Source organism: Arenicella chitinivorans (assembly GCF_014651515.1).
Classification (GTDB): Bacteria; Pseudomonadota; Gammaproteobacteria; order Arenicellales; family Arenicellaceae; genus Arenicella; species Arenicella chitinivorans.
Genome location: NZ_BMXA01000001.1, coordinates 989,635 through 1,004,961, shown reverse-complemented (window position 1 = coordinate 1,004,961; position 15,327 = coordinate 989,635). Strand labels below are relative to the sequence as shown.

Annotated in this window: 16 protein-coding genes and 1 pseudogene; 6 read left to right on the top strand and 11 right to left on the bottom strand. The window is 50.4% G+C overall.

Annotation, left to right across the window (positions count from 1 at the left end; all coding sequences use genetic code 11):
- Positions 1-51 precede the first annotated feature (51 nt).
- Positions 52-798: a DUF2189 domain-containing protein gene (locus tag IE055_RS04405; protein WP_189398763.1), complete on the bottom strand. Its 747-nt coding sequence runs from the start codon at positions 796-798 to the stop codon at positions 52-54.
- A 168-nt stretch (positions 799-966) separates the two neighbouring features.
- On the opposite strand from IE055_RS04405, the gene IE055_RS04400 reads away from it, so the two are divergent.
- Positions 967-1,533, top strand: coding sequence for a DUF805 domain-containing protein (locus IE055_RS04400; protein WP_189398762.1), 567 nt, complete (start codon positions 967-969; stop codon positions 1,531-1,533).
- Positions 1,534-1,613: 80 nt separating this feature from the next.
- Here the strand turns inward: IE055_RS04400 and IE055_RS18050 are convergent, their stop codons facing one another.
- The 3 genes and pseudogenes from IE055_RS18050 to parE form a co-directional block, all read right to left on the bottom strand.
- A complete protein-coding gene (locus IE055_RS18050; RefSeq protein WP_373299169.1) occupies positions 1,614-1,910 on the bottom strand; it encodes an antibiotic biosynthesis monooxygenase family protein in 297 nt (98 codons plus the stop codon).
- A 33-nt stretch (positions 1,911-1,943) separates the two neighbouring features.
- Positions 1,944-2,147, bottom strand: a pseudogene (locus tag IE055_RS18045) (DUF1653 domain-containing protein); the annotation flags it as partial.
- Entirely contained in the window at positions 2,147-4,036 is a 1,890-nt protein-coding gene (gene parE, locus IE055_RS04390; protein ID WP_189398761.1) for a DNA topoisomerase IV subunit B, read from the bottom strand. The pseudogene IE055_RS18045 and the gene parE, both read right to left, overlap by 1 nt.
- Positions 4,037-4,128: 92 nt before the next feature.
- Here parE and IE055_RS04385 point away from each other — a divergent pair, with 92 nt between their 5' ends.
- From IE055_RS04385 to folE2, 5 genes are all read left to right on the top strand, one after another.
- A complete protein-coding gene (locus tag IE055_RS04385; RefSeq protein WP_189398760.1) occupies positions 4,129-4,962 on the top strand; it encodes an SDR family NAD(P)-dependent oxidoreductase in 834 nt (277 codons plus the stop codon).
- Positions 4,963-5,022: 60 nt separating this feature from the next.
- A complete protein-coding gene (locus IE055_RS04380; RefSeq protein WP_189398759.1) occupies positions 5,023-5,268 on the top strand; it encodes an exodeoxyribonuclease VII small subunit in 246 nt (81 codons plus the stop codon).
- A 9-nt stretch (positions 5,269-5,277) separates the two neighbouring features.
- Positions 5,278-6,165 carry a polyprenyl synthetase family protein gene (locus tag IE055_RS04375; protein WP_189398758.1) on the top strand — a complete coding sequence of 296 codons (888 nt, stop codon included), beginning with the start codon at positions 5,278-5,280 and terminating at the stop codon, positions 6,163-6,165.
- A gap of 55 nt (positions 6,166-6,220) precedes the next feature.
- Positions 6,221-8,125 carry a 1-deoxy-D-xylulose-5-phosphate synthase gene (gene dxs, locus IE055_RS04370; RefSeq protein WP_189398757.1) on the top strand — a complete coding sequence of 635 codons (1,905 nt, stop codon included), beginning with the start codon at positions 6,221-6,223 and terminating at the stop codon, positions 8,123-8,125.
- Positions 8,126-8,186: 61 nt separating this feature from the next.
- Positions 8,187-9,011 carry a GTP cyclohydrolase FolE2 gene (folE2, locus tag IE055_RS04365; RefSeq protein ID WP_229794129.1) on the top strand — a complete coding sequence of 275 codons (825 nt, stop codon included), beginning with the start codon at positions 8,187-8,189 and terminating at the stop codon, positions 9,009-9,011.
- A 243-nt stretch (positions 9,012-9,254) separates the two neighbouring features.
- Here folE2 and IE055_RS04360 read toward each other — a convergent pair whose 3' ends face one another.
- The 7 genes from IE055_RS04360 to rpsF all read right to left on the bottom strand — a co-directional run bounded on the left by IE055_RS04360 (position 9,255) and on the right by rpsF (position 15,174).
- Positions 9,255-9,920 (bottom strand): retropepsin-like aspartic protease family protein, encoded by a 666-nt coding sequence (locus IE055_RS04360; protein ID WP_189398756.1) that lies wholly within the window; start codon positions 9,918-9,920, stop codon positions 9,255-9,257.
- Positions 9,904-11,286 carry a DNA repair protein RadA gene (gene radA / locus IE055_RS04355; protein ID WP_189398755.1) on the bottom strand — a complete coding sequence of 461 codons (1,383 nt, stop codon included), beginning with the start codon at positions 11,284-11,286 and terminating at the stop codon, positions 9,904-9,906. The genes IE055_RS04360 and radA overlap by 17 nt, the downstream gene beginning before the upstream one ends.
- 16 nt (positions 11,287-11,302) lie before the next feature.
- Positions 11,303-12,388, bottom strand: a complete 1,086-nt coding sequence (alr, locus tag IE055_RS04350) for an alanine racemase (RefSeq protein ID WP_189398754.1) — start codon at positions 12,386-12,388, stop codon at positions 11,303-11,305.
- A 15-nt stretch (positions 12,389-12,403) separates the two neighbouring features.
- A complete protein-coding gene (gene dnaB, locus IE055_RS04345) occupies positions 12,404-13,789 on the bottom strand; it encodes a replicative DNA helicase (protein WP_189398753.1) in 1,386 nt (461 codons plus the stop codon).
- A gap of 204 nt (positions 13,790-13,993) precedes the next feature.
- Complete coding sequence (gene rplI, locus IE055_RS04340) at positions 13,994-14,440, bottom strand: 50S ribosomal protein L9 (RefSeq protein WP_189398752.1); 447 nt, start codon at positions 14,438-14,440, stop codon at positions 13,994-13,996.
- A 9-nt stretch (positions 14,441-14,449) separates the two neighbouring features.
- Positions 14,450-14,662 carry a 30S ribosomal protein S18 gene (rpsR, locus tag IE055_RS04335; protein ID WP_373299168.1) on the bottom strand — a complete coding sequence of 71 codons (213 nt, stop codon included), beginning with the start codon at positions 14,660-14,662 and terminating at the stop codon, positions 14,450-14,452.
- Between the two features lie 47 nt (positions 14,663-14,709).
- Entirely contained in the window at positions 14,710-15,174 is a 465-nt protein-coding gene (rpsF, locus tag IE055_RS04330; RefSeq protein WP_189398750.1) for a 30S ribosomal protein S6, read from the bottom strand.
- Positions 15,175-15,327: the final 153 nt, after the last annotated feature.

The window sequence follows — 15,327 nt, the reverse complement described above, 5'->3', positions numbered from 1 at the left end:
CGCCTTTATATAGAGTGCGAGATGGTTTCCCTGCGTCGATACTGCCGAGTTTTAGTTAGGCGGATTCACCGTGTGTGGCTCAACGCCGAACACATCCCGATAGATAATGCCAATAGCAAGGACGACCAGTGGATATGCCCAGATTACGCCAACGAACAGTGCCAGGAAGCCCGCGATCACGACCAACAAGCTCAGAACCCAAAAGCCAAAAAAACTGAACCACTTGTGCGTGATGGCTTTGCAGGACGTAGTCAGTGCTTCAATTGGGCCCATGCGCTTATCGATTACCAACGGCATCGCCAGCGCAAACCCGACAGACAGATACAAGCCCGGAATAATCAACAAGATAAAGCCGATGATGATAAGAATGTACATCAGCAACATAGTCAAAAACAGTGGCATCGTCTTGTCAAAATGCTGATAGATCTCATTGAAATTTACCGGCGCACCAACCGCATGTTTAACACCGATCATCATCAATCCGGCCGCCACCGGCGTCAAAACAATCATCTGCAGTAAATTCATGGCGATGTAACCAACCCAGTTAACCGAACCGGTAGCAGGGTCGCCAGCGACGGTGGTGGTCACAAAAGAGAAACCGAGGGACAACATGCCGTAGATGATCGCCGCAATCCAAAATGGCGACTTCATTCCAGGCAGCATTGCCCAAGCTTGCTTGATTACCTCAACCGGTTTGAGTTCATACTGACCAGCTAATCCACGTTCCAGTGACCCATACTGGCCGGGTTCGGTTGGCTCATTCAAGCTTGCCTGGGGGGCTTTATAAATATCAGACATTCCAATCTCCGTGTAGCACTATTAAAATCGCGTACAGCAATGTCAGAAATGACAATTCCCAATTTCTTACGCGCTTATCGGATGCTAAACTACTGCCAACCAGAATGAAAGCATCAATCTGGTTTGCTTTAAAATAACAATCACATAAATGGATAAAACGGAGTTTTTATGCCAACTAATAATCCTTATCAAGCCCCCAACGCAGATATTTCTCAAGCATCTGACAATACCCCATATCAACCCAAAGTATTTGCGGTCCACGGTCGCATAGGTCGCCTGCGCTACTTGGCCTATGGTTTCTTATCCATGCTCATCGCACTACCAGTATTTGGAATTTTTGGCGCTATCGGTGGTGCTACAAGCACTGAAGAAGGTCCTGGTGCAATCGGTGGGATCGCACTAGCCCTGCTTGTCGTCGCTTATATTGCGCTTCTCGTCTACTCGTTCATTCTCGCTAAGCGACGTTTCAATGACATTAATCAAACCGGCTGGCTGTCACTATTAATGCTGGTACCGTTGGTGAATTTTATTGTCGCTTTGATTCTAATCTTTATGCCTGGAACCAAAACCGGCAACAAGTACGGCCAACCGCCCGCTGCCAATAATATTTGGGTGTATCTGGGTTCCTTGATCTTCCCGGTCATCATGATCGGTGTGCTCGCTGCGGTGGCAATACCCGCCTATCAGGACTACGTAGAACGTGCACAACAATATGAGAGTATGTATCAAGAGTAATTTTCTACGCTTTGATACGAACGGGGCTGCGTCAAAAGCGGCCTCGTTACCACTCTCTCACGCCGAAGCGAAACTTGCTGCTAAACAAACACATCTTCCGCGTGATAGTGCTCTACGGTTGGGAGTGGCGTGTAGAAATGATGCAGCAAGGCACGCCAAGCCTGGTACTCACTTGATTCTCGAAACCCCTCGGTGTGCGCCTCAAGTGACTGCCACTGCACAGTTAATAGATACCGCTCCGGGACAGCGACACATCGACGCAGACGGTGAGATATGTAGCCATCCATCGACGAGATAATTGATTGCGCGTGTTTAAATGCGTCCTCGAACGCCGATGCCTGCCCTTTAACCACATCTAATATTGCAACTTCCAACACCGCTGTTTGCTCTGTTAGGTATTCGAACCTTGGTATCTGTTTAAGCACCGCGCCGTCTTCTGAGTGTATCGACACCAACTCGGTGAACATCGATACAGGTCTGGCCCAACACCCTTTATCGCCATACAAGGCCTGATAGATTACCAACGCCTCGTCAGTTTCCGAATGGTGTGCTACTTGTAGCACACGATAAACTGGACCTTTATAGTGTTGATACAGGCCAGGTTTGAGCTGCATCAAACTTCTGCCTGATCGCCTTTGTTGGAGAGCCACTTTTTACGCGCAGGCACCTGTTTTTTGGCCAGCAGCATATCCATGATTTTCTGTGTACCATCGCCCATTCCAATGGTCATCTGCACCAAACGGCGGGATGCTTCATGCATGGTGGTTTCTCGTAATTGGCTGGGATTCATTTCGCCCAGACCTTTGAATCGCTGCACATTGATTTTCGCATTTGGCTTCTCCGCCTTGATGCGCGCAATAATTGCATCGTGCTCGGCATCATCCAACGCATAAAACACCTGCTTTGCTTGATCGATTCGGTACAGCGGAGGCATGGCAACATATAAGTGACCAGCTTCAACCAAACTGCGAAAATGACGCACAAACAGAGCACACAGCAACGTGGCAATGTGCAAACCATCGGAATCCGCGTCTGCCAGAATACAAATTTTGCCGTATCGCAAGCCGGTTAAATCTTCCGAACCTGGGTCCACGCCGAGAGCAACAGAGATATCATGCACTTCTTGCGACGCAAGCACTTGGCTCGATTCAACTTCCCACGTGTTGAGGATCTTACCGCGCAACGGCATGATCGCTTGAGTCTCACGATTACGGGCCTGCTTGGCTGAACCACCGGCCGAATCCCCTTCCACCAAAAACAATTCAGTTACATCAATATCTTCACTGGAACAGTCCGCCAGCTTGCCCGGCAGCGCGGGACCAGCAGTGACCTTTTTACGCGTAATTTTCTTCGCTGAACGCAGGCGACTTTGGGCATTTTCAATCGCCACCATGGCGATGCGCTCACCGACGTCTAAATTTTGATTTAACCACAAGGCCAAAGCATCTTTCACTTTTGCCGCCACGAACTGAGAAATCTCACGCGACGATAACTTTTCTTTGGTTTGTCCCGAGAACTGCGGGTCTTTCATACGTACAGATAACACATACTGCACCTGAACCCAGACGTCTTCAGGCGACAATTTGACACCCTTGGGCAACAAATTACGAAAATCACAAAACTCACGAATGGCTTCGGTTAGACCGAGTCGCAGACCGTTGACATGCGTACCACCTTGCGCGGTCGGAATCAGATTGACATAACTTTCAGTAATCAAGTCATTGGCATCCTTGACCCAAGCCACGATCCATTCAACTTTTTCGTCCGGACCAGATTCAGCGCCCTGAAAACCCGCTTCCGGTAACCGCTCATAGTCGCCGAGCGCGCCAAGCAAGTAGTCTTTCAAACCATCCTGATAGCACCAGATCTGATTGTTCGATGGCTTTGCTTCGTCTTCAAAGTTAATCGTGAGTCCAGGGCACAAAACGGCCTTAGCACGCAGTAAACGGCACAATTTTCCAGCATGAACATTGGGCGAATCAAAAAACTGCTCATCCGGCCAGAAGCGAATGGTCGTGCCGGTATTCCGCTGACCAACGGAGCCAACCACTTCTAAATCTGACGTTTTCATGCCGTCCGCGAACGCCATATTGTACTCATTGCCACCACGTTTAACCCAAACTTCAACGTGCTTGGAAAGCGCATTCACAACCGAGATACCAACGCCGTGCAAACCACCGGAAAACTGATAATTCTTGTTCGAGAACTTACCACCGGCATGCAAGCGCGTCATAATCACCTCGACACCGGGCACGCCCTCTTCCGCGTGCAGGTCTACCGGCATTCCACGCCCGTCATCGGACACTTGCACCGAACCATCTTTAAACAAAGTGACATCGATTCGTTTACAATGCCCAGCGATCGCTTCATCCACACTGTTGTCGACGACCTCTTGAACCAGATGGTTAGGCCGCTCGGTGGTGGTGTACATCCCGGGGCGCTTTCGGACCGGTTCAAGTCCGGTTAGCACCTCAATAGCCGAAGAATCGTAATCGTTGCTCATACGTTGGTCGTGACAGTTAATTCAGGGTTCGATATCGAATAGCGGTGAAGTTTAACGCGAAATTTACACTGTAGAAACATTAATTACCGACTATGCAAGTAGAGCAACAAAAAACCGTCTTCATTACGGGATGTTCGTCCGGCATCGGCCACGCATCCGCACACCTTTTGCATCAACTTAATTTTAAGGTGGTGGCATCCGTCCGCAATCCAAACCACATCACGCGCTTGACTGACCTTGGTATTGAATGCATCCACCTTGATTTAAGTGATGAACACAGCGTGCAATCAGCGGTTGATTATCTACACGGTAAGCACCCAAATTTATACGCACTGGTTAACAATGGCGCATACGGACAGCCAGGCGCGGTAGAAGACCTGAGCCGAACCGCACTGAAAGCTCAGTTTGAAACCAACCTGTTCGGCACGCACGACTTGACGCAAAAACTGCTCCCGCTATTACGCAAACAAACCACAGCCAGAATTATTCAGGTGAGCTCCGTGCTGGGCTTTGTGGCCCTCCCTCTGCGCGGTGCTTATAACGCGTCAAAGTTTGCCCTAGAGGGATTGAGCGATACCCTGAGGCTCGAGCTCAAAAACACGAACATCGAAGTCATTCTGATCGAACCGGGCGCGATCGACACACAATTTCGTAGTAACGCCTTACTGCAGTTCGAACAACATATTAATCCAGAGGGTAGTCATTATATGGCGCAGTATGAAGCCGCTAGAGTTCGGCTCGAACGTACCGAGCCGGGCCGTTTTGCACTTCCAGCAGCATCGGTCGCTAAGGACATTCACCACGCACTCACTGCGAAGCGACCAAAATTACGCTATCGACAAACCTTACCGACGATTGTCATCGCTAAACTCAAACGCATATTGAGCACTCGAATGATGGACAAAATCCTCAGTAATGACCGCTAATCGACCAAGCGGTGGTAAACTACGCCGCGACAATAACTCGACCGCATATATGCATACATCATGAACGATCAAGACTTGCAAAAACTCAGCTTCGAAACAGCGTACCAGGAGCTGGAATCGATCGTCGACCGCATGGAGCGAGGTGATCAGGACTTAGAGCAGTCATTACAGGATTTTGAGCGCGGCGTGGCGTTGATGAAGCATTGTCACAGCGTGTTGCGCGATGCGGAACAAAAAGTCGACATTCTGGTAAAGGATAACAACGGTTTATTTACTACCGAACCCTTTACAGCCGGCAACGACTAAGTACGCCGCATGAGCAAACTCACGGATTTGCAAGCCCGGATCGAAGCGGTGCTTGCGGAACACCTCTCTAGGCCGGGCATTCCTGACCGACTGCGTGCTGCGATGAAGTATTCCACGCTGAGCGGCGGCAAACGTATTCGAGCCATATTGGTGTATGCCGCCGGTACGGCAGCTAGCGCTAAGATTGAGCGGCTTGACGCCGTCGCTGCAGCAATCGAGTGCGTCCATGCTTATTCGCTGATTCATGACGATCTACCCGCCATGGACGACGATGATTTACGTCGAGGCCAACCGACCAGTCACATCCAATTTGATGAAGCCACCGCGATCTTGGCTGGCGATGCATTGCAAACGCTGGCTTTCGAAATATTGGCAGAGTCCGAGCTCAGTGATCAACAAGCACGTCAAATCACCTTACTACTGGCGCGCAGTGCTGGCGCTGCCGGAATGGTTGGCGGACAAATGATCGACATTTTAGCGACCGAGCAAGAGCTAAATCAACTTGAACTCGAAAACATGCACCGCTGTAAGACCGGCGCCCTGATCAATGCAGCCGTGATTGGCGGCGCGTTATGCGCAGACTCCTTGGACGAGCGCGTCCGAACGGCATTGGAAAAGTATGCTGCGAATTTGGGGCTGGCTTTTCAGGTAATCGACGACATTCTGGACATCGAGAGCACCACCGAACAGCTGGGCAAACCGAATGGATCAGATACCGCGGCCGGAAAAGTCACCTTCCCCCAGCTGCTCGGACTGACTGAAAGTAAACAATTTGCACAAAAACTTTATCACGATGCAATGGAAAGCCTGCAGCTGATCGGCGATAATACCGAGTCGCCAATTGGGGTCAGGCTATTGAGTGACATCGCCGAACGCGTGGTCACACGCACCCATTGACGCATCCACGAAATTAACACTGCTTGTTCCGACAAGTTTACCGAAAACATCTTCCGTGACTGATACTGCTAAATACCCTCTTTTAATGACGCTCGACTCACCGAGCGATTTACGTGCCTGCGACGAAGATCAATTGCAGCAGGTGTGTGATGAAACCCGCGGTTTCTTGATCGACACGGTTGCCAAAATCGGTGGGCACTTGGCGGCTGGACTGGGGACGGTAGAACTCACCACAGCCTTGCACTATGTGTTTAATACACCCGATGATCGTATTGTTTGGGACATTGGTCACCAAGCCTATCCACACAAAATACTGACTGGTCGACGGGATCAACTGCATACCATTCGCCAGGAAGGCGGTTTATCGGGCTTTTTAAAGCGCAGTGAGAGCGAGTACGACACCTTTGGAGCGGGACACTCCAGCACCTCGATCAGCGCGGCACTCGGCATGGCGGTCGCCGCTGCTCAGCAAGGTCTGGATCGCGATGTTGTCGCTATCATCGGTGATGGGGCACTCACCGCGGGCATGGCGTTTGAGGCGCTGAATAATGCCGGCGACATGGACGCCAACGTGTTGGTGATTCTGAACGATAATGACATGTCGATTTCACCCAATGTCGGCGCCCTAAAGAACTATCTGACCAAGCTCATGACCGGCCCGACCATCAGCTCGGTACGCAGAGGCACCAAGAAAGCCTTGAGCGGTATTCCACCAGTGCGAGACTATGCTCGTCGCTGGGAAGAACATATTAAAGGCATGATCCTGCCGAGCACGTTTTTCGAAGAAATGGGTTTCTACTACGCAGGGCCGATCGACGGCCATGATATTGAGACCCTAGTCACCACCTTACGGAATCTAAAAGACATCGATGGCCCACGATTCCTGCATATTGTGACCAAAAAAGGCAAAGGCTTTGAGCCAGCCGAACATGCGCCTATCAAATACCATGGTGTCTCGCCGTTCAATCCGACGACCGGTGAATTTGGCAAGAAAGTCAAAAGCAGAACTTACACCGACGTATTTAGCGATTGGCTGTGTGATATGGCGGCACAGGATGACAAGTTGATTGGCATCACGCCCGCCATGCGAGAGGGTTCGGGCCTGGTTCGTTTTTCAGAAGAATACCCAGAACGTTACTTCGACGTTGCGATCGCAGAGCAACATGCCCTCACCTTCGCTGCTGGCATGGCCTGTGACGGACAAAAGCCTGTGGTTGCGATCTACTCCACCTTTTTACAACGCGCGTATGATCAGCTGATCCACGACATCAGCGTGCAAGACCTTGATGTGATGCTGGCAATAGACCGCGCCGGATTAGTCGGCGCCGATGGCGCCACACACGCTGGTGTATTCGATTACAGTTTTTTGCGCTGTGTGCCAGATTGCGTGATTTATGCACCAAGCGACGAAGCCGAGTGCCGAGACATGTTGTACAGCGCGTATACACATGTTGGACTCACTGCGGTGCGCTACCCTCGCGGTAGCGGCACTGGCGCCGTTGAACGTAAAGAGATGCAAGACATTCCCATCGGCACGGCAGATGTCGTGCGACGGGGCCAGGACATCGCCATATTGAGTTTTGGTACTTTGCTAAGCGAAGCGCTTGAAGTTGCTGAACGACTCAATGCCACAGTGGTGAACATGCGCTTTGTTAAACCCATTGATGAGGCGTTGTTGCGTGAACTTGCCAGTCAGGTCGGCATGTTTGTTACCGTCGAAGAAAACGTGGTTGCCGGCGGCGCCGGATCGGCAGTCAATGAGTACCTTGCCACCGCTTCACTGTCCATCCCTGTCTTGAATTTAGGTATCCCAGACCGATATATAGAACATGGCACACAGGCATCGCAACTAGCACAATGCGGCCTCGACGTGGCTGGAATCGAAAAGTCGATCACTGCTTCGCCATTTTACCAAGCCCTATTTCAAGCCAAGCAAGAACAGCAGACATCCTCTGTTTGATTCAACCTAAGCACAGTATAACCAGATCAGCATTCAGTACTTTTGGTAGTACACCGTAACTATGACTTCGAAACAAAATTCACCTCACGCCAAGCCAGCTAACGATGGCATGGAGGACGTACAAGGCAGCCTTGATACGCGCCAAATCCCGATTAATCGCGTCGGAATCAAGGACATTCAGCACCCGATCGTGGTGGTGAACAAAGACGGCACCACCTCGGCGTCGATCGCGACGTTTTCAATGTCGGTAAGCCTGCCGCATGATCAGAAAGGCACACACATGTCGCGCTTTATCGAGATGCTGAACAGCAAAGAAACCCGTATCTCAGCCAAAGGGTTCCACAGCATGCTGTCTGACATGGTGAAAAAGCTAGAGGCAGAGTCGGGTTACATTGAAATGCAATTCCCCTACTTTATCGAGAAGACAGCCCCAGTCTCTGGGGTTAAGAGCTTGATGGACTATCAAGTTAATCTGGTCGGCCAAATTGAACAAGGGCATATCGACTCGACACTGGAAGTCACGATTCCAGTGAAAAGCCTATGCCCCTGCTCGAAGAAAATTTCAGAATACGGCGCGCACAATCAACGCTCGCATATCACAGTTGGCGTCAATTGCGGCAGTAAACTTTGGCTCGACGAGTTGATTCAAAGTGTTGAAGCACAGGCAAGCGCGGAACTTTTTGCCATTCTTAAACGGCCAGACGAAAAATACATCACTGAACGTGCGTACAACAACCCCAAGTTTGTTGAAGATGTTGTCCGTGATGTCGCGCACGAATTTGATCAGAATGACCGAATTTTGCGTTACTACGTACACGCCGAAAATTTTGAATCCATTCACAACCACAGCGCTTTTGCCGTGATTGAGCATGATAAGTCATTGTAATTATTAAACATCGCCTAGAACTAGAAAAAATCACCCGTTCGGGTGAGGCATCGTAGCACAAGCATCCCTATACTTAAGTTTCCTTACCGGGAACCGCATCAGTCGATAACATTGCCCCTAAGGGCGTGTGGCTCTGTGAATGCCTTCGATTGATCAGTATGCTGCGAGCCGATCGGCGATCAGCTTACAAAAAAACAGGCCGCGTGGAGTCGAGTCCATGCGGCTTTTTTTGTGGTCCATGCTTCAACGGCGTTTAAGCGTCATGGTGTTGCCAGAGCGATTCATATCCAACCGCCCCAAGAATGTCATACCCAGCAATGGCTGCTGCGGATACGCCCCCTCAATGACACCGGCGCCGATATTGTAAAGATTGATCCCACCAATACTGATCTGATCGATTTCAAAATGATACATTGGAGCGGTTCCAGACGCAGTGCTGGCATAGGTTCGTTTACCAGATTTATATTCCAAACCAATCCGGTTTGCTTGCTCGCTGCTCAAGACCACCAGGTTTGCACCAGTGTCGACCAAAAAGCGGAGTGGCCGGCCATTGACCTTAGCGTCTGTTTCAAAAAAACCACGCCCATCCACATACAAAGTAACGCTGTTCGACAGGTTACTCGATGGCTTGCCGCCCATTGCATAATCTAACGTCGTGGTGCTGTTGAGCGTCAGTGTTTGCGATTGACCGTCGATATCAATGACAGCCTCTGAGGTGTTCGAACTAACTAATTTAACGCCTTTATGCGCCTTACCAGCGTGCACGATTTTAGGTTTACCGCTATTCACCGACAACATCGCGCGGCCTTCAAACAATGCGATAGCTTTGACTGAATGTACTTGTGCCCGTGCCTGTGCTGAACCAGCACACCAAAGTATGAGAATAACCAGTTTAATAATCAAACGCATAGCGCACCGCTTGTTCAAGGTTGTTAACTGTAACTATGTCTAATTTACTCGATTTTATGCCGGATTTGTTGCCCTGTGGCATGATCAGGCGTGTAAACCCGAGTTTTTCAACCTCTTTAATCCGATCCAAGCCACGCTGTACCGGGCGTACCTCACCCGTCAAGCCGATCTCACCGAACACCGCTAAGCCCGGTGGTAACCCGCGATTGCGAAAACTTGATAGCACGGCTAACAGTATCGCAAGATCCGCTGCAGGTTCGTGCACTTTGACGCCACCAATTACATTAACGAAAACATCCTGGTCATACAGTGAAAACCCAGCATGGCGATTGACGACCGCCAACAGCATCGACAAACGTTGATTATCTAATCCCACCGTCACGCGACGCGGATTTGCCAGCGAACTCTGATCTACTAAGGCTTGCACTTCCACCAACAGGGGTCGCGTGCCTTCCTGCGAGACCAATACGACACTACCTGTCGCATCGTCTTGAGTACGCTTGATAAACATAGCGGATGGGTTTGTAACCTCCTTGAGCCCGGCATCAGTCATCGCGAACACGCCGATCTCATTCACCGCACCGAAGCGATTTTTGATCGCACGAATCAAACGAAAAGTGCTGTTTTGTTCACCTTCAAAGTAGAGAACGGTGTCCACCATATGCTCGAGCACGCGAGGTCCAGCCAACGCCCCTTCTTTGGTGACATGGCCAACAAGGATCACAATCGTCTTGGTTTGTTTTCCATACCGCACTAGCCGACTCGCGGTTTCGCGTACCTGGGCCACACTGCCTGGCGCCGATTGCAAGGTGTCGGTATACAAAGTCTGAATTGAGTCCACCACCAGAACATCAGGCTTATGGGCAATTGCAACATCCAGAATACTCTCAAGTTGATTATCCGCCAGCAATGCCAGGTCAGCATCTTGTACACCGAGCCGTTGTGCTCTTAGCGCGACCTGTTCAGCGGACTCTTCACCGGTGACATAGAGCGTGCTCTTATGCTCACTCAGCAGCGCCAAACTTTGCAGAATCAAGGTCGATTTACCAATTCCCGGGTCTCCGCCCAGAAGAATAATCGAACCAGGCACCAGACCACCACCTAGGACACGATCCAACTCTTTGAGGCCGGTCCCTGAACGCGGCGCACTTTGGGTACTCACACTGGGTAATTTCTGCACGTCTGCTTTAGGTGCAAACCCTTCGAATCGAGCGGCTTTTGGGTTACTACTAGACGGGATGGACTTAGCTATACCGAGCTCTTCCTGCAAGGTATTCCAATCCCCGCAGTCCTGGCATTGCCCGGTCCATTTAGGGAACTGGGCTCCGCAGGAAGTACACGCATAGACGGTTTTCGCTTTTGCCATCTCTCAACTCCGTTTTTCAGATAGTTAACCGTTCAACCCGCGGCGTAATGCCACAGGTCAATTCGTAAGCAATCGTACCGGCCTTCTCCGCAACCAGTTCAACTGGATTTTCCGCTCCCCAAAGTACCACAGCATCCCCAACTCGAGCATCAACAGTGCCGAGATCGACGGTAATCAGATCCATCGACACGCGTCCGATCAATGGCACCGTATACCCGTTAACGTATACGGGTGTGCCAGTCGGTGCGTGTCGCGGATACCCATCACCGTAACCGGCAGCGATGATACCAACCCGCGTATCAGACTCTAACGTATAGGTAGACCCATAGCCTATTGGGCTACCAGCTGACATTGCGCGCACAGACAACAATTGCGAGCGAAACTGCATTACAGGTTTCAGAGGCAGCGCCGTGGCGTGGCCTCTGGCCTGTGGCGCGATGCCGTACAACACCAAACCAGTTCGAACAATATCAAAAGCTGAGTCACTGAACCCTAGTGTGCCGGCTGAATTCAGAATACTTGCCTCGGCGAAATCAAATTGCGACAGTGACTCCTTAAAACGCGCTATTTGGTATCGGTTACTCGGATGCTCCGGATAGTCAGCATTGGCAAGGTGCGTCATTAGACTAATGGATCCAACCCGAGGATTGGAACGCAGACGTTGGTAAACGTCAGCCAGATCGTGCGGATAAAACCCCAACCGCCCCATGCCGGTATCAATTTTAATCCAGACATCAATCGCTGCACCTGCAGACAAATTATCAAATGCCGTGAGTTGGGTGTCGTCGTACACCACCGGACGCCATCGTCGATCACCAAACTGGCTAAGTTGCGGGGCAGTATAACGACCAGAAAGCAGTGTCAACGGTTTGCTCACACCATGGCGGCGCAGGCGCTCTGCGTCATCTTGGCAGGTGACCCCAAACTCGTCGGCGTCGTTTAAGGCATCCGCAGCGAGTTGCATACCATGCCCGTAGCCGTCAGATTTGATGATCGCCATGACCCGCTTATTCGGCACCAGTGAGCGAACCACTGCTAAATTATGTTGATAAGCGCGGGAATCGATCACCACATGGGTGGCACGAAACTGTTGTTGGACCACAGACACGAACTCGGCTTAGTGCATGTCGCCCGAAAAATTCGGATTCGCGTAGTTTTCAAATCGGGTAAATTCACCCAACCACGCAAGTCTTACGGTACCAATTGGGCCATTACGCTGTTTACCGATGATGATTTCTGCCAAGCCTTTCTGATCAGTTTCGGGCTCATAGACCTCATGACGGTAAATAAACATAATCACGTCAGCATCCTGTTCGATCGCACCAGATTCACGCAGATCTGACATCACTGGCCGTTTATTCGGCCGCTGCTCCAGACTACGATTTAGCTGAGACAGCACGATGATCGGACAGTCCAGCTCTTTCGCCAAACCTTTGAGGGCCCGGGTGATATTGGAGATTTCCAAGGTACGGTTTTCACCACCGCCGGTATCGTTACCGCGCATCAACTGCAGGTAATCGATCATGATCATGCCGAGACCGTGTTCGTGTTCGGCTGCGAGCCGTCGGGCACGGGTGCGCACCTCAAGTGGCGACAGCGCTGGCGTGTCATCAATGTAAATAAACTTGTCTTGCAGAATACCGACTGCGGATGTCAGCTTTGGCCAATCTTCGGTATCCAGCTGACCGGTACGCAGCTTGCCAGAGTTCACGCGGCTCAATGACGCCAGCAATCGCGCTGCCAGTTGGGTACCAGGCATCTCCATACTAAAAACAGCGACCGGCAGATTCTGATTGATTGCCGCGTATTCGACTAAGTTCATCGAAAATGAGGTTTTCCCCATCGACGGACGTCCTGCCACAATCACCAAGTCGCCACCTTGTAGACCGCTGGTCTTTTTATCTAGATCCACAAACCCGGTTGGCACACCGGTCACGGTTTGCTTGGTGTTGAACAGCTCTTCGATCTTATCGACCGCTTGGGTCAACAGTGCGTCAATACGTTGAAACCCGGCTTTTGCCTGATTATTGTTCTTGGCAATTTCAAAGATAATGGATTCCGCAAAATCCAATACTTCTTCGGGTGTCCGGCCGTCCGGCTGGTAAGCCCGTTTAATAATGTCATTAGCGCTTTCAATCAGACGCCGCAAAATTGCACGCTCGCGTACGATTTTGGCATAGGATTTGGCATTGCCAGTATTCGGCGTATTTTTCGCCAGAGAGCCAAGGTAAGCCAAACCACCAACTTGGTCGATTTCACCCAGATGCGTCAATGATTCCGATACCGTCACCACATCCGCAGCTTCACCACGCTCGTCCAGGCGCACGATCTCGTTAAAGATAATCTGATGATCATTGCGGTAAAAATCGCGGGCCTCCAGCTCGGAACTGATTTCATCAATCACACGATTGTCGAGCATCATTGATCCAAGGATCGATTGCTCAGCCTCGATTGCCTGCGGCGGCAAGCGCAAAATATCTTCTTCTTTTGTGGTGTTCGCCATAATCAGAAATGCGGTTCGGTTAACGGTAGAAATGGCTTGCGTTTGGGGTAGAAGACTTTAGCACACTGCGCCAATTTTGTGGCTGGACCTACGCTAATTTAATTCTCAGATGTATTCCACATTGATGGAATCCAACAAACCTAATGAACAAAAAAAATCCCCGCAGTAGCGAGGATTTTTTAAAACAGAAAGCGTGAGCCCTGCTTATTCAGGCACAACCACAACGGTCACTTCAAAGTGAACCTCAGGGTGTACGGAAACCGCAACCTCATATTCACCAACCGTTTTGATCGGACCTTCTGGCAATTGAATTTCAGATTTGTTCAAATCCAGGCCTTTAGCCGAGAACGCGTCCGCAATCTCAATTACGCCAACCGAACCAAATAGCTTGCCTTCATCACTCGCTCGACCAGCGATTTCAACCGACTGACCTTCCAGTTCTTTGGCACGACCTTGAGCGGCTTGCAGCTTGTCAGCCGATGCTTTCTCAAGCTCCAGACGGCGCTCTTCGAACAGTTTGATATTTTCAGCAGTCGCCACTGTCGCCAAACCTTGTGGCACCAGATAGTTGCGCGCGTAACCAGGCTTCACCGTGACCATGTCACCGAGGTTGCCAAGATTAACAATTTTTTCCAATAGGATTACTTGCATGACAACCTCCTATCGATGTCCGTCAGTGTATGGCAAAAGAGCCAGGTAACGCGCATTCTTGATCGCACTTGCCAACTGACGCTGGAAGCGTGCAGCCGTGCCAGTGTTACGACTCGGAATGATCTTTCCAGACTCAGAAACAAATGACTTCAGGGTAGCCAGATCTTTATAATCAATATGCGTAACGCCTTCTGCCGTGAAGCGGCAAAAGCGACGACGCATTTGACGAAAACCTTGACGTCTTTTCTTAGGTGCATTGCGTTTCATGATTATGCCTCCTCAGTTTCTGTCGACTCAGCGCTTTCTTCCGCTTTGTCTGATTCTGCTTTCGCTTTAGCGGCTTCTTCTGCAGCAGCTTCCTCTGCGGCAGCAACACGCGCGGCCTCACGCTCTTCGTCACGTTGACGTTCAGCTTCAACTTCTTTCATCATCACAGATGGTTCAGTTTCTGCGTCTTTCATCTTCAGCACCAAGCTGCGGATGATTGCGTCGTTAAAACGGAAAAGATTCTCGATTTCCGCTAGGGTTTCTTGAGAAACCTCAACGTTCATCAAAATGTAGTGTGCTTTATGGATCTTGTTGATCGGATAAGCTAACTGGCGGCGACCCCAGTCTTCGTAGCGATGAACGGTGCCACCGCCCTGCTCAATAACGCCTTTGTAGCGATCGGCCATTGCGGTGACCTGCTCGCTTTGATCTGGATGAACCAGATACACGATTTCGTAATGTCTCATTTGAGCTCCTCACGGTTAAAAAGTTTCCTGGTATGTGCTCAACTCGAGTTGAACCTGAGCCAGTGAAACAAGGAGAGTGGATATCTTTTCTATCACAGACAACAACGTCGCCAGCAAATATCCTCGTTTTCTCACCACAAAAGGGTTTGCCCA